This window comes from Candidatus Thiodiazotropha endolucinida, from assembly GCF_001715975.1.
GTDB lineage: Bacteria > Pseudomonadota > Gammaproteobacteria > Chromatiales > Chromatiaceae > Thiodiazotropha > Thiodiazotropha endolucinida.
Genome location: NZ_MARB01000022.1, coordinates 53,159 through 73,136, shown reverse-complemented (window position 1 = coordinate 73,136; position 19,978 = coordinate 53,159). Strand labels below are relative to the sequence as shown.

Annotated in this window: 17 protein-coding genes; 8 read left to right on the top strand and 9 right to left on the bottom strand. The window is 52.5% G+C overall.

Translation table 11 applies throughout. The features are described from left to right. Positions 1-174: 174 nt before the first annotated feature. Together CODIS_RS16390 and CODIS_RS16385 are read right to left on the bottom strand one after the other, a co-directional pair. Positions 175-708, bottom strand: coding sequence for a flavoprotein (locus CODIS_RS16390; protein WP_069127119.1), 534 nt, complete (start codon positions 706-708; stop codon positions 175-177). A gap of 338 nt (positions 709-1,046) precedes the next feature. Next, positions 1,047-3,005 carry a sigma-54-dependent Fis family transcriptional regulator gene (locus CODIS_RS16385; protein WP_069127118.1) on the bottom strand — a complete coding sequence of 653 codons (1,959 nt, stop codon included), beginning with the start codon at positions 3,003-3,005 and terminating at the stop codon, positions 1,047-1,049. A 183-nt stretch (positions 3,006-3,188) separates the two neighbouring features. On the opposite strand from CODIS_RS16385, the gene folP reads away from it, so the two are divergent. Continuing rightward, positions 3,189-4,019: a dihydropteroate synthase gene (gene folP, locus CODIS_RS16380; RefSeq protein WP_069127117.1), complete on the top strand. Its 831-nt coding sequence runs from the start codon at positions 3,189-3,191 to the stop codon at positions 4,017-4,019. A gap of 671 nt (positions 4,020-4,690) precedes the next feature. Here folP and fdhF read toward each other — a convergent pair. Further along, positions 4,691-7,438, bottom strand: a complete 2,748-nt coding sequence (gene fdhF / locus CODIS_RS16375; RefSeq protein WP_069127116.1) for a formate dehydrogenase subunit alpha — start codon at positions 7,436-7,438, stop codon at positions 4,691-4,693. Next, positions 7,428-9,137 (bottom strand): NAD(P)H-dependent oxidoreductase subunit E, encoded by a 1,710-nt coding sequence (locus CODIS_RS16370; protein WP_069127115.1) that lies wholly within the window; start codon positions 9,135-9,137, stop codon positions 7,428-7,430. Before CODIS_RS16370 ends, fdhF begins: the two co-directional genes overlap by 11 nt. A 261-nt stretch (positions 9,138-9,398) precedes the next feature. On the opposite strand from CODIS_RS16370, the gene CODIS_RS16365 reads away from it, so the two are divergent. Both CODIS_RS16365 and CODIS_RS16360 read left to right on the top strand, forming a co-directional pair. Further along, on the top strand, positions 9,399-10,466 hold the full coding sequence (locus CODIS_RS16365; protein ID WP_235615257.1) for a quinoprotein relay system zinc metallohydrolase 2: 1,068 nt from the start codon (positions 9,399-9,401) through the stop codon (positions 10,464-10,466). A gap of 598 nt (positions 10,467-11,064) precedes the next feature. Continuing rightward, positions 11,065-11,913, top strand: coding sequence for a quinoprotein dehydrogenase-associated SoxYZ-like carrier (locus CODIS_RS16360; protein WP_235615256.1), 849 nt, complete (start codon positions 11,065-11,067; stop codon positions 11,911-11,913). A gap of 2 nt (positions 11,914-11,915) precedes the next feature. On the opposite strand, the gene CODIS_RS16355 is transcribed toward CODIS_RS16360, so the two are convergent. From CODIS_RS16355 to CODIS_RS16345, 3 genes are all read right to left on the bottom strand, one after another. Then, positions 11,916-12,230 (bottom strand): hypothetical protein, encoded by a 315-nt coding sequence (locus CODIS_RS16355; RefSeq protein ID WP_083220834.1) that lies wholly within the window; start codon positions 12,228-12,230, stop codon positions 11,916-11,918. Between the two features lie 69 nt (positions 12,231-12,299). Continuing rightward, complete coding sequence (locus CODIS_RS16350) at positions 12,300-12,989, bottom strand: hypothetical protein (RefSeq protein WP_069127113.1); 690 nt, start codon at positions 12,987-12,989, stop codon at positions 12,300-12,302. Between the two features lie 105 nt (positions 12,990-13,094). Continuing rightward, positions 13,095-13,379: a hypothetical protein gene (locus CODIS_RS16345; RefSeq protein WP_069127112.1), complete on the bottom strand. Its 285-nt coding sequence runs from the start codon at positions 13,377-13,379 to the stop codon at positions 13,095-13,097. Positions 13,380-13,939: 560 nt separating this feature from the next. On the opposite strand from CODIS_RS16345, the gene CODIS_RS16340 reads away from it, so the two are divergent. From CODIS_RS16340 to CODIS_RS16320, 5 genes are all read left to right on the top strand, one after another. After that, entirely contained in the window at positions 13,940-15,106 is a 1,167-nt protein-coding gene (locus tag CODIS_RS16340; protein WP_069127124.1) for an ABC transporter substrate-binding protein, read from the top strand. 105 nt (positions 15,107-15,211) lie between these two features. Beyond that, positions 15,212-16,213 (top strand): YVTN family beta-propeller repeat protein, encoded by a 1,002-nt coding sequence (locus CODIS_RS16335; protein WP_083220833.1) that lies wholly within the window; start codon positions 15,212-15,214, stop codon positions 16,211-16,213. Next, on the top strand, positions 16,210-16,947 hold the full coding sequence (locus CODIS_RS16330; protein WP_069127111.1) for an ABC transporter ATP-binding protein: 738 nt from the start codon (positions 16,210-16,212) through the stop codon (positions 16,945-16,947). Before CODIS_RS16335 ends, CODIS_RS16330 begins: the two co-directional genes overlap by 4 nt. After that, complete coding sequence (locus CODIS_RS16325; RefSeq protein ID WP_069127110.1) at positions 16,944-17,750, top strand: ABC transporter permease; 807 nt, start codon at positions 16,944-16,946, stop codon at positions 17,748-17,750. The genes CODIS_RS16330 and CODIS_RS16325 overlap by 4 nt, the downstream gene beginning before the upstream one ends. A gap of 46 nt (positions 17,751-17,796) precedes the next feature. Next, on the top strand, positions 17,797-18,411 hold the full coding sequence (locus CODIS_RS16320) for a hypothetical protein (RefSeq protein WP_069127109.1): 615 nt from the start codon (positions 17,797-17,799) through the stop codon (positions 18,409-18,411). A 20-nt stretch (positions 18,412-18,431) separates the two neighbouring features. Here CODIS_RS16320 and CODIS_RS16315 read toward each other — a convergent pair whose 3' ends face one another. Both CODIS_RS16315 and CODIS_RS16310 read right to left on the bottom strand, forming a co-directional pair. Continuing rightward, entirely contained in the window at positions 18,432-19,037 is a 606-nt protein-coding gene (locus CODIS_RS16315) for a PQQ-dependent catabolism-associated CXXCW motif protein (protein ID WP_235615255.1), read from the bottom strand. Continuing rightward, the gene (locus tag CODIS_RS16310; protein WP_069127108.1) at positions 19,034-19,888 is read right to left on the bottom strand and encodes a substrate-binding domain-containing protein; all 855 of its coding nucleotides are present in this window, start codon (positions 19,886-19,888) and stop codon (positions 19,034-19,036) included. The genes CODIS_RS16315 and CODIS_RS16310 overlap by 4 nt, the downstream gene beginning before the upstream one ends. Positions 19,889-19,978 lie beyond the last annotated feature (90 nt).

The window sequence follows — 19,978 nt, the reverse complement described above, 5'->3', positions numbered from 1 at the left end:
GGCGCAACCCGAAGGGCTGGGGCTGTTTTTGCGCCCAGCGGCGTTATCATTCGCTCATGTAGCATAACTACACCTCGCTCATTCTGCCTTGCTGGACACAAAAACAGCCCCAGCAGGGCGTATTGGATTAGTGTTAACAGGCCCTAGCCAAGCAGCTGGCTTTGCCGGAGATACTTACTCTGTTTCTTCAAGGGTGGAGACCAGTTGAGAAAAGCTGGTCACCACCGTTGTGTACTCAAATTCCTGCAATCGTTTAACATTCTCCAAATCAATCTGTCTTGGGTAGACCATAACCGTGCCGCCTGGCGCCTCGGTCTCCATTTCCGGTTCGGTGTCGCAGGCGAAGACAATGCTCGGAATCCGGCACTTGCCGGCCTGGGCATAGATATTGGTCACCAAGGTGTCGGCTATACCCCACACCATTTTTGCAATGGTATTGGATGTGGCGGGGGCGATAACCAGACGCTTGTAACGCCCTTGATAAAAGAGACCCACTGGAGAGGCACTGGCGGTGGTGTCGCGAAAGCAGGTGAAGCGCTCGCGTATCGCCTTCACATCAAAATCGTACATTGAGAGCACTTCCGCCGCGGCCTTGCTCAAAAAAAGGTCCACATCAGATCGATGTTGTATCAGATCCAGACACTCTTTGAGATAGTGACCGGATCCGGTTATCGCCCATGCCTCGCGTGGCCTTTCATACCTGCTCATGATGTCCCGCTTAACTGTTGAGTGTTAACAGGCCCAAATACAATCATCGACTTTAAATGGTTGGCTCTAATCTGCCTTGACTATTCCAATTGAAAGTTTTAACCGCAAAAAGTGAGCCAATTATACCTGGCAGTTTCGAAATAGTTCAGCGCTAACCGGATTATTTCATTCATAATGAAACATTGATAGGAGACTGAGCGCTATCGTAATGGATATAAATTCTATTTTCAGCTGTAAAGGATCAACCACCATTTAGCGGCGTAAGATCCAATCGTTGTAACCGCAGGTGATGATATAGGGTGAATCTGGCTTCTTGATCAGATCGGATTGGTACAATATCAACGAGGCGGAGAAATCCCAAAACGCTTCATACGCCTGTAGAGCGTATTGCGGCTGAGCGCGAGCTTTTTGGCAACCCTGCTGATATTCCAATGCATCTCTTCGAGTTCACTCAACAGTGCGTCACGTTCAGCAATCGCCAATGCATTAAGATTGGCATCAGGTCCATCGGAAAACTCATCATCATAGACAATATTGCGAATTTCCTCAGGCAGATCGTTTATCGTTACCAAATTGTTTTCGCACAGCGCTGTGGAGGTCCGGAGCACATTGCGCAGCTGTCGGATATTGCCAGGCCATGGAAAGTTCTCAAACAGTTTGAGTGCTTCAGGATCCCAGGTTAACTCCTCTGAAACGCCAGCTTCCAGCTGGGCTATGTTCTTGATCAACTGCAGCCTGTCCGTGCGTTCCCGCAGTGGGGGCATGGTCAAAGAAACACCATGCAGTCGATAGAACAGATCTTCGCGGAAATCGCCATCCTCAACCATGCCTTTGATGTCATGGTGAGTGGCACTGATCAGTTTGATGGAGACCTTGATGGGTTTTTCCCCGCCAAGGGGTGTGACCTCTCGCTCTTCGAGCACCCTAAGCAGGCGTGCTTGAAGATGCAGCGGCATATCGCCTATCTCGTCCAAAAACAGTGTGCCTCCATCAGCCTGCACAATCTTGCCCCGGCTACCGTCACGATTTGCCCCGGTAAATGCGCCAGGTCGGTAACCGAAAAGCTCACTCTCGATCAGCGATTCCGGCAGCGATGCGCAATTCACGGCGACAAACGGTTTATCGTGGCGAGAACTCGCTTTATGTAACGCGCGCGCGAACATCTCCTTACCGGTACCGGTCTCACCGAAGAGCATGCAGGGGACGTCCCTTTCGACCAGCTTTAAGGCCGTTTTCACATTGCGCTTCATGCGCGGTTCATCAAAGTGCAGGGCGTCGAGGAAGTCGGTGCTTCCCAGGTAGTCATTCTCGCCAAGGTCGTTGACTGCGTCGGATGAGGTTGTGTTGTGTCTGCAGCTTTTCTCAGGTGCCTGCAGAGTGGCGAAGAAACGTTTGCCATGTTGCGATTCCCGTATAGGGAAGGCATGGGAATGCACATTTTTGAGAAGGGTGCCCAGGGAAGTTGTGAAGAGTTGCTGAATAGGGTGTCCGACGATCTGTTGAGGCGACTCCAGATTGAGTTGAAACATGGCACTGCGATTGATGGCCTCTATCCTGCCGTCCCTGTCGAAGGCGATGGCGCCCTCACCAAGTGTGCTGATGAACTCCGAGCGGGAATGAAAACGAAGCACAAAGGCCTCTTTCATGGCACAGAAGAAGACCCGGTTCTCTATCATCTGGGCCGACATGTTCAGCAATACCATGGTGTGTTGCTGGGCCATCTTGGATTCACTGGAGGCATCGAGTACCGCCAGGATCTCTCCGTGGGGATCGAAGATGGGTGCTGCCGCGCAGGTCAGACTGGCGTTACGTGAGAAGAAATGGGATTGCTTGTGAATGACAAGGGGTTTCTGTTCCACGAGACAGGTACCCATGCCATTGGTGCCCTGCACCGATTCGCTCCAGACCGCACCCAGTTGCATGCCGGCGTGTGCGGCTGCATCGGTAAATTGGGGATCACCGATGAAATTGAGCAGGATACCGTCTTTGTCGGTAAGCATGATGGCATGCCCGGATCCGGCCAGCTGCTGGTAGAGATCGGTCATCTCCACCCGGGCAATGTCCAGCAGGCGTTCATATCTTTGCAGGCGATCGTGCAAATCCTGACGATCGATAATGACCGGTTCGGGCGACATGCCGGGATCGAGTCCGTATTCGTCCCGGCAACGCCTCCAGGATCTGAGTGTCAGGTCGTCTATTTCGGAGGAGTGAATGATGTGGCTGTTGTCGAGCGCAGCACGCACGAACTCTTCATGATTTGAAAATTCGTTGTGCAGGATGATTCTATCCACCTTCATCTACCTCTGGTCGCAAACAGGCCCCGATGGAGAAAACTTCCGTGACCTCTCGCTGTAGTTATTATGTCAGGGGGTGAGTGACGGAATAAATCCGATCAAAGTAAATTACTTAATCAACTAGAGTTTATGTCAATATCATTGGATTGACAAATCTCAATCCGTAGGGAAATTAAGGATAACTCTATGTCAATACTTGAATTTTCGCACCCTTTAATCATGGGGATATTAAACCTGACCCCGGATAGTTTTTCCGATGGTGGCAGTTACGATTCTGAATCAGCGGTAACGCGCGCCGTGGAGATGGTGGAGGAGGGGGCGGATATCATTGATATTGGTGGGGAATCAACCCGTCCGGAGGCAATGAGAGTCAGTGTCGCCGAGCAAAAAAGTCGGGTCCTGGATACCCTGCGGACATTAAGGGATCGCCTGCCCGATGAGTTTCCCATCAGCATCGATACAACCTCGAGCGATGTAGCACGCCATGCACTCGACTGCGGTGCCAATATGATCAACGATATTTCCGCGGGTCGTGAGGATCCTGAGATCCTTGCATTGGCGGCATCCGCGGGTATCCCACTGGTCTTGATGCACATGCAGGGGACACCCGAGACGATGCAGCATGCACCGTCATACCGGGATCTGGTTGCAGAAGTGAAATCGTTCCTGCAGGCGCGGGTCGAGGCGGCACAGGCGGCAGGTGTTAAACCTGAAGCGTTATTGCTCGATCCCGGTATCGGATTCGGTAAGCAAAAGCGGCATAATCTGCAACTGCTGGCTGAATTGCAACAGTTCAGCGAACTGGGTTATCCGCTGTTACTTGGTGCAAGCCGCAAGCGCTTCATGGGTTCGATCTGTCATCCGGCGCAACCCAAAGCACTGGTGCCGGCAACCTGTGCAACTACTGCATTGGGTGTGATGGCGGGGGTAAAGGTATTCCGGGTACATGATGTCTGGCAGAATCGGCAGGCGGCTGATGTGGCTTGGGCAATTCGCAATGAGAAGATGTGTTTATGATCCAAGGTGGGACATGAATAATAAAAACCAGGTTACCCACTTTATTCAGCCATTGGATAAGCGATTTCACAAAAGTTTTAAGTTTTAAGTTGTGAGTGGATGAGTTCGCTTTGCTTACTACTTTTTTTCGTTCTAATACTCTTGCTAATGCGGTCTGGGCAACTCATAAAACTTAGTACTAAAGACTTGTCAGAATTTTTATGCATTTCATGTCTGCCTTCCAATTGCTGATCAGAATGGGTGATCGGGAAAAAAATGCCCTCTGTGGCTAGGGGATAACCACAAGAAGGGCATGAAGGGTGGAGGAAATCAGTACAAGATTGCTTGTGTGGTGCCGGTTCGTTGTCAGCCTGTTCGGTAGCCGTTGTATGGCGCAAAGTTAAATAATGCCTTGGTATTTCCCTACCGTATGAAATTGTTCCCTGTGCAGGTGTTCAAACAACCTTGAATATAAATTGTGACTTACACGCTAAGTTTTTATACGCAGAATGCGGGCCAACATCTGATTGGAGTTCGTAACATCCTGTAATATGTTGAAAAAAACCGATTATCTTGTGTAGCTGTTTCCGTGGTGCACATTTCATTGTTATAAAAATAAAAAAACTGTTACATATGTGTCACACCGTCTGTCAATTTGCTCAAATTTGACATGCATACGCCTGATATGGGGTTTAATCCGAAGCGGGCATTACCTTAATCGCGCAGAACTTGAATTCAGGTATCTTGGCAGCTGGATCCAGCGCTTCATTGGTCAACAGGTTGGCCGCCGCTTCATGGTAGCAAAAGGGGAGGAATACCTGGCCGGGTGATATGCCCTCATCGGCACGGGTGAATGCGGTCACCTCGCCACGCCTCGATTGCAACCTGACGGGGCCGCCGGGTTCGATTTCCATGCGTGCGAGTTCCTCCGGATGCAGACTGGCGACCGGGATCGGTTCAATCCTGTCGAGCACCGCCGCGCGCCGGGTCATGGCGCCGGTATGCCAGTGTTCCAGTTGACGGCCGGTGATCAATACCCAGGGATACTGCCGGTCCGGCAATTCGTCGGCGTTGGTGAAGGGTGCGGGTGTGAAGCTCGCCTTGCCTGAGGGAGTGGGAAAAGTCTCAGTGAATATCACCGGTTGTCCAGGATCGTCTTCATCTTCACAGGGGTAGGTCACGGCGTCCTGCTGCTCCAGGCGCTCCCAAGAGATGCCGGCGATACTGGGCATCGCTTGACGCATCTCGGCAAAGACCTCCCTGGGATGGTTATAGTGCCAGTCAAGACCTAACCTACGGGCCATCTCCTGGATGATTTCCAGGTCCTTTCGGGCCTGGCCTGGTGGATCTATCGCTTGACGCCCCAGCTGTACCCGCCGGTCGGTGTTGGTGAAGCTGCCTGTCTTCTCGGCGAAGGCTGTAGCGGGAAGAATGACGTCTGCATACCAGGCGGTCTCGGTCATGAATATGTCTTGCACTACCAGGTGTTGCAGACTGGACAGTGCCTTGCGTGCATGGTTTAGATTGGGGTCCGACATGGCGGGATTTTCACCCATGATATACATGCCCCTGATTGTGCCATCGGTGATTGCATGCATGATCTCAACCACAGTGAGGCCCGGTTTCGGGTCCAGGGTGGTACCCCACAGGGCTTCGAATTTTGCCCGATTCGCCGGGTTGTCCACCCGCTGGTAGTCGGGAAAGACCATGGGTATGAGCCCAACGTCGGAAGCGCCTTGTACATTGTTCTGTCCGCGCAGAGGATGCAGTCCGGTACCCGGACGGCCGATCTGGCCCGTCATCAGGGCCAGGGATATGAGGGCGCGGGCATTGTCGGTACCGTGTACGTGCTGGGAGACTCCCATACCCCAGAAGATGATGGATGCCTTGGAAGAAGCATATAGACGCGCCACCTCACGGATGGTGCCGGCATCGATGCCGCAGAGATGCTCCATGGCCTCCGGGGTGAAGGAACTCAGGTGTTCCTCCAATATCTCATAACCGCTGGTGCGATTGTGGACGAATTCCTTATCAACCAGTCCCTGTTCGATGACCGCATGCATGATGGCATTGAGTAATGCGACGTCGGTATCGGGCTTGAACTGGAGGAAGTGTGTGGCGTGTCCCGCGATGGTGGTGCGTCGGGGATCCATTACAATCAGGGTCTTGCCTAAGTTTACCTGGTTCTTGATGAATGTGGCCGCAACCGGATGGTTCTCGGTAGTATTGGAACCGATGATCAGGATCACTTCAGCCTTGTCCACATCGGCCACTGGATTGGAGACTGCGCCAGAACCGATCATCTCCAGCAACGCTACCACTGAAGATGCGTGACAAAGACGTGTACAGTGATCCACATTGTTACTGCCGAAACCGGTGCGGACCAGCTTTTGAAACAGATAGGCCTCCTCGTTTGAACCCTTGGCGGAGCCAAAGCCGGCCAGAGCTGTGGGCCCCTGTTCATCCCGCAAATTGCGCAGGCCGCCGGCGGCCAATGCAAGTGCCTCATCCCAATTCGCTTCACGGAAACCGACAAAGGGATTGTCATGATCGAGTCCCAGCTCGGCCTGTTTAGGGGCGTCATCACGACGAATCAGCGGTACTGTAAGACGGTGCTTATGGTGGGTATAGTCCAAACCATAGCGTCCTTTGACACACAGGCGGCTGTTATTGGCCGGCCCGTCACGTCCGGTGACATAGCGTATGCGGTTGTCACTGACATGGTAGGTGAGCTGGCAGCCCACTCCGCAATAGGGACAGACCGAATCGACCTGCTTCTCGGTATGCGCCAAACCGTTGCCGTTGGCAGGCATCAGGGCACCCGTGGGACAGGCTTGCACACATTCACCGCAGGCCACGCAGCTGCTCTCGCCCAGGTTATCTCCGGCGTCGAATACAATAGTCGAGGTGGCGCCTCGATGGGCATAACCGATCACATTGTTGACCTGCTCCTCGCGACAGGCGCGCAGACAGCGGGTGCATTGGATGCAGGCATCCAGGTTCACCGCAATGGCGGGATGTGAGAGGTCCGCTGCCGGTTGTTGGCGGACAGGGAAACGGGGCCTGCCCAGCTCCATTTTTTGCCACCATTGATCCAGTTCATTGCGGTGGGTGTGTCGGGTTTCTGCCATATCGGACTGCAGCAGTTCCAACACCAACCGTTGCGCCTTGCGCGGTCGCCCATCCTGGCTTTTGACCACCATTCCCTCACTCGGTGTACGGCAACAAGAGGCGGCTAGGGCGCGTTCGCCCTCGATCTCCACCACGCAGGCACGGCAGTTGCCGTCGGGGCGCAGGCCATCCTTGTAACAGAGATGGGGGATATCGATGCCGGCCCGTTTAGCTGCCTGGAGCAGGGTCTCTCCCGGCTCGGCGCTGAGTGACCTGCCGTCCAGCGTGAAATTGATGCGTTGTGGGAATGGCTGGGGCTCACGCGTCATGTTCCAGCTCCTGTGGAAAATATTTCAGTACGCTCAGCATGGGGTTGGGCGCAGCCTGTCCCAATCCGCAGATGGATGCATCGATCATCACGCCGGCGAGTTCTTCCAGCAATTCCCGATCCCATTGATTCCGCTTCATCAGGGTTACAGCCTTTTCGGTGCCGACCCGGCAGGGGGTGCATTGACCGCAGGATTCGTGAGCGAAGAAACACATTGCGTTGAGCGCCGCCTCCCGGGCGCTATCGTGTTGTGAGAGGACGATGATGGCGGCTGACCCGATGAAACAGCCATAGGGCTGCAAGGTATCGAAATCGAGTGGAATGTCGGCCATCGAGGCGGGCAGGATGCCACCGGATGCACCACCGGGGAAGTAAGCGTAGAACTCATGCCCTTGCTGCATACCGCCGCAATATTCATCGATGAGTTCGTGCATTGTTATACCGGCGGGGGCCAGATGGACACCGGGTTTATTGATCCGGCCGCTGACCGAAAAACTGCGCAGGCCATGGCGGCCATTGCGGCCCTGTTTGGTGAACCAGTCAGCACCCCGTTCAAGCAGTTCGCGTACCCAGTAGAGGGTTTCCATATTGTGCTCCAGGGTGGGACGGCCGAAGAGTCCGACCTGGGCTACGTAGGGGGGACGTTGACGGGGCATACCGCGTTTGCCCTCGATCGACTCGATCATCGCCGACTCCTCGCCACAGATATAGGCACCGGCTCCCCGGCGCAGATGGATGGGCGGCAGCGGGCAGGGAGGGTTAGACCGCAAGGCCGATAACTCACGCTCTAGCATGCTGCGAATGGCGGTGTACTCATCGCGCAGATAGATGTAGATTTCACTGATACCGACCACCCGGGCAGCGATAAGCGCCCCTTCCAGAAAACGGTGTGGATCCCGTTCCAGATAGTACCGGTCTTTGAAAGTGCCGGGTTCTCCTTCGTCGATATTCACCGCCAGCAGACGGGGTGCCGGTTGTTCACGCAGAATGCGCCATTTGCGACCGGCAGGGAATCCCGCTCCGCCCAGACCTCTGAGATTCGAGTCTTCCAGGCACTGAATCACCTGTTCGGGTGACAGCCGATGGGGGTGTCGATCATCGCTCTCATCTGTTTCCATGCGTTGCAGCAGAGTGTAACCGCCACCACCCAGATACCCTTTGTAGTCCAAATAGTCGGGCAACTCGGGTTCGCTGTTGGCCGTATCCAGCAGTCGTTTCACTTTAACTGTATCGGCCTGGGGTACCGGTTGTTTCCCCACCACGGCAACGGGTGCTTCCTGACAACGACCGACACACGGTACCCGTTGCACCCGAACACCACTACCCAGGCTTGCCTGCAGGTTGTTAATCAAATCTTCAGCCCCGGCCAGGCTGCAAGAGATGGAGTCACAGACCCGAACCGTCAATGGGGGTGGCGTTTGGTTCTCCTTAATGAGATCGAAATGGTGATAGAAACTGGCTACCTCATAGACCTGGGCACTGGATAGGCTCATCTCCTGTGCAAGTGCCGCCAGGTGATCCACTGAAATGTATCCCAGGTGGTCTTGAATACGGTGCAGTATTTCGATCAACAGATCAGGGCGGCGTGGGGTTTCCTCTCCCAGCAGTTCACGCACTTCAGCCAATATGCTCGCTTTCACACGACGGCCTTTGCTGTGGCCACGTCGTCGTTTGTCTGTTTTTACTTCTACTGATGACAAGTGTTTTTCCCTTCAAGAGAATAGTGGATTGAGTTTGATTTTTTTGACAATGAATGAGTATTGCAAATCATGTGCCACTGTCCAGTGCGGTGCACGAGCCTGTTGTCGACTGATCAGTGCACCAGTTTTCTCGCACATTGAGCAGTATCTGTGTCTTCAGCAACACAATCATTTCCCTATCGGCTTTGTTATGTCGAATTATTCAGTGTTGGCCGCAAATATGCATAGGCTTAACGATGTGCGATTGACAAAGAGGTTTAGATGCGAGTGATCTCCAGTTTAAGACAGGCCTGTATGACACAGGAGATACTCAGTCTACAGGTTATCCAGTGTCTTCTTGTCGTAACTGCCGGTGTCGTGCTGTTTCTGAGCATGGACGGACTTCAGGCTCGGACTCTCGATGCCAGGGAAATCGCCCCAGGCATCTTCGTCTGGCCGGGGATTCAAGAAGAGTTTTCCACACACAATCATGGGCATATCGCCAATACAGGATTTATTGTGGGTAGCAAGCGTGTGGCGGTGATCGATACCGGCAGCAGTTACCGGGAAGGATTGGCGTTACGCAAGATGATCCGTGAAATCACCCAACTGCCGATCAGGTATGTGGTCCTTACCCATATGCATCCCGATCATACCCTCGGTGCTGCTGCCTTCAGACAGGACGATCCTGTATTCATCGGCCATGAACACCTGGGAGATGCCCTGGCGAGGCGGCAGTCAACCTATCTGAATCGGATGAAACAGATTCTCGGGGACATGGCGGAAGGCACACAAATAGTGTTTCCGTCCCAGAGTGTCAGCGTGGATCAGGTGAAGCGACTGGACCTTGGTGGCAGATCTCTCCATTTGCATGCCTATCCGACGGCACATACGAATAATGATTTAAGTGTCTATGATGACAAAACCGGGACATTGTGGCTCTCGGATCTGCTTTTTGTAGAGCGTCTGCCGGTAGTGGACGGCAGCCTGTTGGGATGGTTGAAAGTCATCCAAAAGCTCAGCAGACAAGCCTGCGTTGCCGTTTCTTCAGATGATGCGAAGAATCGTTCAACAGCCGTTGAGAATGAGGCTAGGGGGCAATGTGGAAAGGTGAAACGTATCGTCCCGGGGCATGGGTCTGTTACAACCCAATGGCAGAGTGCATTGGCTGCTCAGCAACGTTATCTGGAGATTATCGCGGCAGATATCCGAGCGATCATTAAAAAGGGTGGAACCATCACCCAGGCGGTGGAAAGCGTGGGCCTGGAGGAAAAGGACAACTGGCTGTTGTTCAATGAGTTCCACGGCAGGAATGTGACTGCTGTGTTTGCTGAATTGGAGTGGGAGTAGGCGGGATATACCACAAATTTTCCAGTGGTTAAGTGTTTGGTTAATGTTATTGATTATTTGTGGTAGATGCGGCAGGGGAACTTGTCTATACAGATTGAACCTTTGCTGCAGGATAGTGGAGTGTGTTGAAAGACAAGCCATTTTCAATGGCTGGAACGCTTGTTTGAATAACTGATCTAACTTAGGGCCTGTTAACACTAATCCAATGCACCCTGTTGTGCCTGAAAAAGTGCCAATCAAGACGCACCCCAAGGGCACTTCCTTCGGGGCGCGAGGAGAGAGGTTTGGTTATTCCAAATGAACGACGAGCAACGCCGAGTGGCGCTTTTTCAGGCATACCCCAAGGGCACTTCCTTCGGGGCGCAACCCGAAGGGCTGGGGCTGTTTTCGCCCCCAGCGGCGTTATCATTCGCTCATGTAGAATAACTACACTACGCTCATTCTGCCTTGCTGGGCACGAAAACAGCCCCAGCAGGGCGTATTGGATTAGTGTTAACAGGCCCTAGGGTCGATTGCATGAATGTCCACAGGCCCTGGAAGGTATGGCAATGATTTACGAGTGCCGGCAATTTCCTTTTCTCATACGAGGACAAATGCTATGTCAGCTGTCACAACGATGAAACAAAATGGCGGGATATGGAATATCTGGCTCAAATTCGCAACGATCACGTTGTGCATGTGTCTTGCAACCGGTAATGCATGGGCAAATGATGATGGAAATCGCTGGTTTCAGATAAAGACCTCTCTGTTTGGCGATAAAAACATCCTTAGCGGTGAGGAGATCCTGGGATTGGAGTCCCCAGCCAGGGCAATGGATGCGGCGATCGTTCCCATTGCCATCGATTCCAAGATCGAACAGACACCCGATCATTACATAAAGAGCCTCTATTTGGTGATCGACAACAATCCTTCGCCGGTAGCGGCGGTTTTCCGTTTTCCCGGAAAGCACAGTTGGGAAACCCTGTCGACCCGGGTGCGTATAAATGCCTATACCGATCTGCGTGCAATCGCCGAACTCAGTGATGGCAAGTTGTACATGGTGAACAATTATGTCAAGGCGTCAGGAGGGTGTTCTGCGCCTTCACTCAAGGATCCGGCTGCAGCCGCGGCTCAGTTGGGAAAAATCAAGTTTCGTTTGCCTGAGGAGTTCAATCATGGAGACCTTGTCGCGACCCAATTGTTGATAAAACACCCGAACAATTCAGGTCTGCAGTTCGATCAGGTTTCCCGCTTTTACATACCCGCGGATTTTATCAGGACAATCGAGGTTACCTTCAATGGCGAAGAGGTGTTTACCGCTGACACCGATATCTCCATCAGCGAGGACCCCAGTATTCGATTCGGTTTCACACCGGAAGAGACAGGGATTCTGGAGGTTCATGTAAAGGATTCCAAGGGGAGATCTTTCTCCCATAGCATAGACCTGACGGAAAACAGCAAAGGCTGATTTCAGAAACAGTGCAAGGTGGAGTCGGCCTGCACCTCTCTCAGTTTGGCCACCGCTTTTTGCGACCAGGTAGAGGTTTTATACATGGCATTTCTTCCAGCCGCAGCCATCTGCTGCAGGCTCAATAGCGTCGAGATGTGCACGTACTCTTCATAGGGGATCGCCTTGGCGATGAGATCGATGCTGCATGAGCACTTCTGCATCATCTCATGTGTCTGGCCGTTTGACGCCATGCAACCAATCACGTAGTCGACCCTGGCGGAGGTCGGATAGTCGTTACTGCCGGCAGTATCGTCACACTCTTCTGCGTTTGCCATTGAGCAACACGCCAGGCCAAAACAGATTAGGAATAATGAAAACTTTGATCTATACATGGTTGAATGCACCTAAATTGCCGGAGTGATTTGCCGGAATATCATCTCTTCATCGATGAGCACACCATCTCCACTGTCGCTGGGTACCTTGGTGTGGATACGATATACACCCCCTGGAACCTGGTCAGAAAATATGAACTCATAGCGTTTATTGACATAGAGTTTGAAATTCTCTGCATAGGGATCGGCAACAAAGGGAGTGATTACGATTTCTGTGCCGCTCATCGCCTTACCATTGAGTTTGAAATCTATCTCACGCACTACCATGGGCTTAGCAAACGAATCACGAATCCGATTACGAAAAAAACCGATATTGCCACCGGTATTTTTAGCCATTATGGAAATATCCCGCTCCAGAAAGTGAATGATAACCGGGTTGCCAGTGTATGCCTTGGCGGGACTGAAGTCGATGTGATGTGAACCGGTCAGGAAATTGAATTCCAGATCCCGTTTACCTTCGGCCACTACGTCGATTACCTTGATCTCGATATTATCCGAAAAACTGTCGGCATCCTTGGTCACACTTTTTAAACCGTAATCGATTCGACTGCCTTTCGGAACGCCTTTCAGGTGGTCTTTGAAAAAAACCAGCTTCTGTGCGTCATTGAGTTTCGGTGGCGGTAATACCTTGGTTGCAACCGCTACTGTGGATGTGAACAGCAACGCTGACAGGATAACAATACTGATGCTGCGTTTGAGCATATATCAAACTCCTAAAAGATGTTTGCCGACGCCGTGCATATCCACTTATCGGAGATAGGCGAATCGACAACCTGTGACCTGAATCAGGAATGCCCTGTCTATTTTTTATGCACTGCGGAACAGGCCGAACAGCCAGGATAAGATTCCTTTATTTTCATCACTTGCCTGTCGTGCCGTTGCAGTCGAAGATGATCTGTTAAATGCAGGTGATGAGGTATCTTTTGCCCTGGGAGTTGACCGGGCAGCTGGATGATTGCCCATGCCTATGGCGTGGCGGTGCAGGATCGAATCCGTCGGCGGTGTTTGAAGCCAGATTTGGCGCTTCATTTCGACAGTTGCATCGAAATGACGTTTTAGGACGGAATCCTCGGGATGTGTTGAGATATTCATAGTCTGTTCCTCCTGTATTTTGATTATTCACCAGGCCAAAGAGACATTTGCCGCTGGTGCTGATTTCAAGCTGTTTTAAGATCTCTTCTGTTATTGCGAAAGAACCGATTGCCCCTGTCGAATGGCTGTAACCTATCGAGCAAATATCATGCCTGTTCAACTGTTAAATAAATGAGCAGGATGGTTGTACCAAGTGATACACAGTTTGCCTGAGGCCTGTGAACCGTACGAAATATGTGGATAAAACGTATTATCCGGCAATCTTAAATTGGGCTAAGATGAATAGATCTGGATAGTGCGTCGGAGGCCGTGTCCTGTTCTGTGCGAGAGATCCGCTAACATAAAGTGTGTCAGCGTTGACACTGATTGATTCAGCCTGGCAGGTGAGCGTAGCCCGATTCTGATTACGGACCATCGACAACTGGAACTCCGTCCAATGGTATGGAACTTGCAAAAGTACTCCATGACTTTTTAATCCCGACCCTGTTTCTGGAGCTGTTTTGAGTAGATTGGATCCATACTATAAGAAAAAGCCTCTCTATCGATTTTCTGTTGGCCTCATGATTATTTTCAGCGGGTTGTATTGCTTCGGCATCGCCTGTGCTGCAGACAAACTCGATATATCCATCGCTCTGCTGGGATTGGAACAGGAGAAACACATACCGTTGTCATTGTTGAGGCCGGTTATTGACGACACCGGCCAGTCGGGGGCCGAGCAGGGCATAAGCGACAACAACACCACCGGGCAATTTACCGGACAGTCATTTCAACTCACGTCGGTGAAGGTCAAGCCTGAACAGAATCTGAATCAGGCCTTCCTGGAATTGCATCGGCAGGGCACCAGGCTGTTCCTCCTCAATCTGCCCGCGGACAAGTTGATTGTAATCGCGGATATGCCCGAAGCGAAGGATAGCCTGCTTTTTAATATCGGCGCCAGGGACGATGAACTGAGAACCCATGAATGCCGAGCCAACCTGCTGCATACCATCCCCAGCCGGGCTATGCTGGCGGATGCCTTGGCCCAGTATCTGACCTGGAAACGCTGGAACGAGTGGTTTCTCGTCGTGGGCCGTTATCCGCAGGACAAGGCCTATGCGGACGCCCTCAAGCGGGCGGCCAAACGATATGGCCACAAGATTGTCGAAGAGAAAGTATGGACCTTCGAACCCGGCGCAAGACGTACCGATTCGGGACACACCCGAGAACAGGAAGAAGTGAATGCGTTCACCCAGGTGGGGGATTACGACATCCTGATCGTGGCTGATGAACGGGATGAGTTCGGTGAGTTTTTAAACTACCGTACCTATCTACCGCGGCCGGTTGGCGGTTCACACGGGCTCTCCCCGGCTGCCTGGAGCGGCGTACATGAACAGTGGGGAGCAACCCAGTTTCAACGGCGCTACCAGGAAAAAAATGGCCGCTGGATGACCGATCGCGATTTTTCAGCCTGGGTGGCCGTACGCAGTATCGGCGAAGCAGCGACACGCACTGCCGGTAAACAGGCGGACAAACTGAAAGCCTTCATCCTCAGTGATGAATTCAATCTGGCCGCTTTTAAGGGCAGACCGGTGACCTATCGGGATTGGAACGGTCAGTTGCGCCAACCGCTGTTGATTACCTCTCCAAGGTTGATGATATCCGTCTCGCCGCAGAAGGGTTTTCTACATCAGTTTTCCACCCTGGATACCCTTGGCTACGATCGTCCGGAGAGTAAATGCGGTAAGTAGGCCCCATGCTAGTCATGGATTAGTGTTAACAGGCCCTAATAGCCCCTGATAGATAATTTACGGCCCGGCTGTAACTCGTAAGCGATAAAAACGGAGGAGTAGTCAATGATCTTTTCTTTTTCCCGCTGCAATCCAGGCGTCCGCCGCTCATTGTATGCATTGGTGTTTACCATCTTCGTGATAATCAGCAGCGGGGCGCAGGCCTACACAATTTACGTTAGCAGCGAGAAGGACAACACAATCACGATAATCGATGGAGAGAGTCTCAAGGTCCTGGAGACGGTTAAGGTAGGCGAGCGTCCACGGGGTATTGCCCTCAGCAACGATGGCAAAACCCTCTACGTTTGCACCAGCGATGCCGATCACATTGAAGTGCTGGATCTGGAAAGCCTCAAGGTTACCCATATATTGCCGTCCGGTCCCGATCCGGAACTGCTGGTACTCGGGCCACAGGGTAAATATCTGTATGCCGCCAACGAGGACGACAACATGGTCACCATGGTCGACATACAGAAGCGGGAGAAGGTGACGGAGATCCAGGTGGGCGTGGAACCGGAGGGGATGGGAATCAGCCCCGACGGAAAGTGGCTGGTCAATACATCGGAAACCACCAACATGGCCCACTTCATCAACCTTGAGACGTTGAAGGTGGAAGATAACGTACTGGTCGATCAGCGGCCACGCGTGGCTCAGTTCACCCATGATGGCAAGCAGGTATGGGTTTCATCGGAGATCGGTGGCACAGTGAGCGTGATCGATACGGCGAGTCGCAAGATCGTCAAGAAGATCGGCTTCGAGATCCCCGGTATCCACAAAGAATCGATCCAGCCCGTAGGCATAAAAATCAGCAAGGATGGCAAGCTGGCATTTGTCGCCCTGGGACCGGCTGCAAGGGTGGCTGTGATAGATACCTCCTCTTTCGAGGTGGAAAAATATCTTCTGGTAGGGCAGCGGGTTTGGAACCTCGATTTCTCGCCGGATGAAAAGCGCATCTTTACCACCAACGGGGTGAGTAACGATATCTCGGTCATAGATGTCGACCGGTTGAAGGTGAGAAAGTCGATCAGGGTGGGGCGTCTACCCTGGGGGGTTGTGGTTCGTCCATGAGTGCAGCCGCTCTCGCATTGAAAGGTGTCAGCTTTTCCTATACCAAGCGCCAGGTGTTGGATGATGTCAGCTTTACACTGGAACCAGGTGAGTTCTGTGTTCTGCTGGGGATCAACGGTGCCGGCAAGACAACCCTCTTTTCTCTTATCACCCGGCTGTTTGTCAGCCGTGGCGGCGCGATCGACATCTACGGTTACGACCTTCATAGCCAGACCCGCAAGGCGTTGGCGCAATTGGGGGTGGTTTTTCAGCAACCGACATTGGATCTGGATCTGTCATTGATGCAGAACCTTCGCTATCACTGTGCCCTACAGGGATTGGATAGTGGTGAATTAAAAGCACGCATGCAGACAGTATTGGATGAGATCGAGTTGGGAGACCGTGCCGATGATAAGGTGAGGGCGCTGAGCGGCGGTCAGCGTCGCCGTGTCGAGCTGGTCAGGGCGCTTCTACATCAGCCCCGTCTACTATTGGCCGATGAACCGACCGTAGGGCTCGATATCCACAGCCGTCAGGCGATCCTGCAGCAGGTGCGCAAACGTTGCCGCGAGGACGGTATCGGTGTGCTGTGGGCCACGCATCTGGTGGATGAAGTCGAGACTGAAGATCGCCTGGTCGTGCTGCACGATGGCAAGGTGCTTGCCCATGGCAGCGCCCGCCAGATCATGCAGGAGACCGGAACGGATAGCGTAAAACAGGCATTCAACAGCCTGACACGAAGTGATGCATCATGACCTTTGTGCAGTATCTTCGTTGTCTGTTGGGCATTACGCTACGTGAATCGCTGCGGTTTCTTCACCAGCGCGAGCGATTTTTCGGTGCCCTGGTTCGTCCCCTGGTATGGTTGTTCATCTTCGCCGCCGGCTTCCGTTCTGTATTGGGTGTCTCCATCATTCCACCCTATGAAACCTATATCCTTTATGAGGAGTACATCGTACCCGGGTTGGCGGCGATGATTCTGCTTTTCAGCGGGATGCAGAGTTCACTCTCCATGGTATACGACCGGGAGATGGGCAGTATGAGGATGTTGATGGTCAGTCCCTTTCCTCGCTGGTATCTATTGCTTTGCAAGCTGATCGCCGGCACTCTGGTCGCGATCGCCCAGGTCTATCTCTTTCTGGCTATCGCCTGGTTTTGGGATGTACAGCCACCGCTGACGGGTTACCTTCTAGCGTTTCCGGCCCTGTTTCTGTCGGGACTGATGCTCGGCGCATTGGGCTTGCTGCTCTCTTCGGCAATCAAGCAGTTGGAGAATTTCGCCGGGGTCATGAATTTTGTCATATTCCCCATGTTTTTTGCATCATCAGCGCTCTATCCCCTGTGGCGGATTAAGGATTCCAGCGTTTTCCTGTATGAAATCTGTCGATTTAATCCCTTTACCCATGCGGTGGAGTTGACCAGGTTTGCGCTATACGGGCAAATCAGTTGGATCGCCTTTTTTGTAGTTGTCGGTTCTCTGCTGCTGTTCCTTGCGGGGGCGCTCTACGGATACGATCCTGCACGCGGTTTGATGACACGTAAACAGGGCGGAGGTTAGGACCAGTTTTCACTAATCCATCCGGCCATACGAGGAGTTTTCAAAGATGAACAAGATTGGATACTGTCTGTGGCTGTTTGCTTCCACACTGACACTACCCTTGTGTGCGGAAGAGAGACCGCAAGATTGGCCTTGTGAGCAGGCGTTAGTACACGAGATACCCGCGGCCGTGGTGTGGGCCGGGCCATCGATAGCGGGACTGGAGCATGCTTGGGAACAGGACAAAGAGGTATCAAGGCTGGTAAATCGGTTCGTTGTGTCGGACTATGATCTGGATGCGGCCGATGCGGAAATTGCCGAATTTTCAGCTGAACAGGATTCTTCAGAAAAGGATTCCAGGCTTACTTTGCTGTTTGCCGGCGTTATTCAGACACTGAATGAGGAACGCAAGAAAAAGCTCGATGGCATTATCAAGTATGCCCGTGGGCAAGCGGCACGCGCCAACAGGTTGAGCCATGAGCTCGATGAGATGATCCAATTGCAGGAGGATCCTTCACAAGCTGGACAGGAGCGCCTGGCGCTGATGCAGAAAGAGATGGAGATCAAGCAGCGCATGTTCGATGAACGCGAAGCCTTCATTCAACACCTCTGTACCCGCCCGAGGGTGATTGAAGAGAGACTGGGCTCACTGGCCCGCAGCATTGCCTACTATCTTGACTAGGGCCTGTTAACACTAATAACTCACTGCATCGGTATCGCTTCGCTTTCCTCAAGCGGCAGATCGGCCGCATCCCATCCGGTAGTCCCGTCCGGGTACCAGTAGATGTTGGTGTAGCCGTACTCTGTCGCCGCCCGTTTTGCCGCATTCCAAGACATCCAGCAATCGGCAAGACAATAGAGCACGATCCTAGTGCCTTTGTCGTCGTTGGAAAACCGCTGCAGATTTTTTCTGAAATAGCTATCCAACTCATCGGAGAGGGCGCCATAGCCTACATTGGGCAGCCAGTGAGACTCTGGAATGTTCTGCCTTGCGGGGGGCAACCATAACAGGTTGTCAGGCCGGTCCTTGGGTTTGACCGGTGTCGGCATTACATCGATCAGCACCACATGCTGCTGTTTGATCAGAGTATGCAGTTGCTCCGTTGTGATGGTGGTTCCAGCCGGGACTGAGTCCGGTACGGGGGCGCGAAATTCGGTTATGCGATAGCCTTCGGCTGAGAAGTGTTCAGGGTTATCCTGTAGGGCACCCGAAGCGTAAGCTGTCGATGATGTGACGAGCAGCAGCAGAACAGACACAATACTATGGAGTGGCTTTGCAATCGCTCTTTGTGTGATCTCCGATTTCAATGTTGTATCAGTCTGTCATCTCTATCCAGCAGAGGGATGTTGTACTCAAGTAATATCTTCTCAATGTCCGCAGAAAGTTTTTCCAACTCCAGATTCAGCTGGTGTTTCCAATTCGATTCACGATGGCGGATGCCCATGGAGACATTGAAAGCCAAAGGAACGGAATCCACTTTTGCCGGCAGGGGAATAACCGAGAGTGGTGTCTCCTGCCTGGAGGCCGCATAGCCGGCGATAGGGCCCCAGATCACTGCGACATCGATATTTCCATCCGCCACGTCTTCCACTGCCCGGGTGGCAGGTGAGAAAAGACGTGTATCCACAGTACGCTGATAGGGACGGACCTGTTCCAGCAAGCCGTATTTGCTCAACAGGGTGGCCGGGGGCGTACCTGCGACGACACCTATTTTGAGATCAGTAAGCTTTGTAGCATCGAGGGTGCGGAGAGTCAGTCCTGAGTCCTTTCGATATACCAGGGTATAGACCGATCTGTAATAGGGATTGGTGTTCTGTAACAGTTCGTTGACCGAGGTCACACCCATTACCAGATCGCAAAGACGAATACGAAGTGTGTTGCGCACAAAGCCTATGGTCTGTGGCCACCAGTGATAGCGCAGTGTTCGGTTCAGGTCATCGGCGATGAGCTTGGCGATTCTGTTTTCGAACCCCTCCAGCTTTTTATTGGAGAAGGGCATGTGATTAGGATCGCCACAGACTGTTAGATACTCCTTATTCCTGGCTTCATAGGTGGTTTTGGACCAGGCGGACAGTGGGGCAAGCAGCAGAATGAGTGGCAAGAGGTAGAAAAACAGGTTCAACGCTTTGCTGTAAAACGACGAACCTGTTGTCGGCATTGTGCTAGTCCTCAATCGCTCAAATGATATGACTTAGATAGTAGGACATCGATCCCACCGCTGCTGAACCCAAGATTTAAAGCTCGTCTC

Bases quoted from the DNA above. Each gene is read 5' to 3' on its own strand.
- CODIS_RS16310 (WP_069127108.1), bottom strand. From the start codon at position 19,888: ATGCCGACAACAGGTTCGTCGTTTTACAGCAAAGCGTTGAACCTGTTT.
- CODIS_RS16330 (WP_069127111.1), top strand. From the start codon at position 16,210: ATGAGTGCAGCCGCTCTCGCATTGAAAGGTGTCAGCTTTTCCTATACC.
- CODIS_RS16360 (WP_235615256.1), top strand. From the start codon at position 11,065: ATGTCAGCTGTCACAACGATGAAACAAAATGGCGGGATATGGAATATC.
- CODIS_RS16350 (WP_069127113.1), bottom strand. From the start codon at position 12,989: ATGCTCAAACGCAGCATCAGTATTGTTATCCTGTCAGCGTTGCTGTTC.
- CODIS_RS16365 (WP_235615257.1), top strand. From the start codon at position 9,399: ATGCGAGTGATCTCCAGTTTAAGACAGGCCTGTATGACACAGGAGATA.
- CODIS_RS16355 (WP_083220834.1), bottom strand. From the start codon at position 12,230: ATGGCAAACGCAGAAGAGTGTGACGATACTGCCGGCAGTAACGACTAT.
- CODIS_RS16340 (WP_069127124.1), top strand. From the start codon at position 13,940: ATGATTATTTTCAGCGGGTTGTATTGCTTCGGCATCGCCTGTGCTGCA.
- CODIS_RS16320 (WP_069127109.1), top strand. From the start codon at position 17,797: ATGAACAAGATTGGATACTGTCTGTGGCTGTTTGCTTCCACACTGACA.
- CODIS_RS16335 (WP_083220833.1), top strand. From the start codon at position 15,212: ATGATCTTTTCTTTTTCCCGCTGCAATCCAGGCGTCCGCCGCTCATTG.
- fdhF (WP_069127116.1), bottom strand. From the start codon at position 7,438: ATGACGCGTGAGCCCCAGCCATTCCCACAACGCATCAATTTCACGCTG.
- CODIS_RS16345 (WP_069127112.1), bottom strand. From the start codon at position 13,379: ATGAATATCTCAACACATCCCGAGGATTCCGTCCTAAAACGTCATTTC.
- CODIS_RS16325 (WP_069127110.1), top strand. From the start codon at position 16,944: ATGACCTTTGTGCAGTATCTTCGTTGTCTGTTGGGCATTACGCTACGT.
- CODIS_RS16385 (WP_069127118.1), bottom strand. From the start codon at position 3,005: ATGAAGGTGGATAGAATCATCCTGCACAACGAATTTTCAAATCATGAA.
- CODIS_RS16390 (WP_069127119.1), bottom strand. From the start codon at position 708: ATGAGCAGGTATGAAAGGCCACGCGAGGCATGGGCGATAACCGGATCC.
- folP (WP_069127117.1), top strand. From the start codon at position 3,189: ATGTCAATACTTGAATTTTCGCACCCTTTAATCATGGGGATATTAAAC.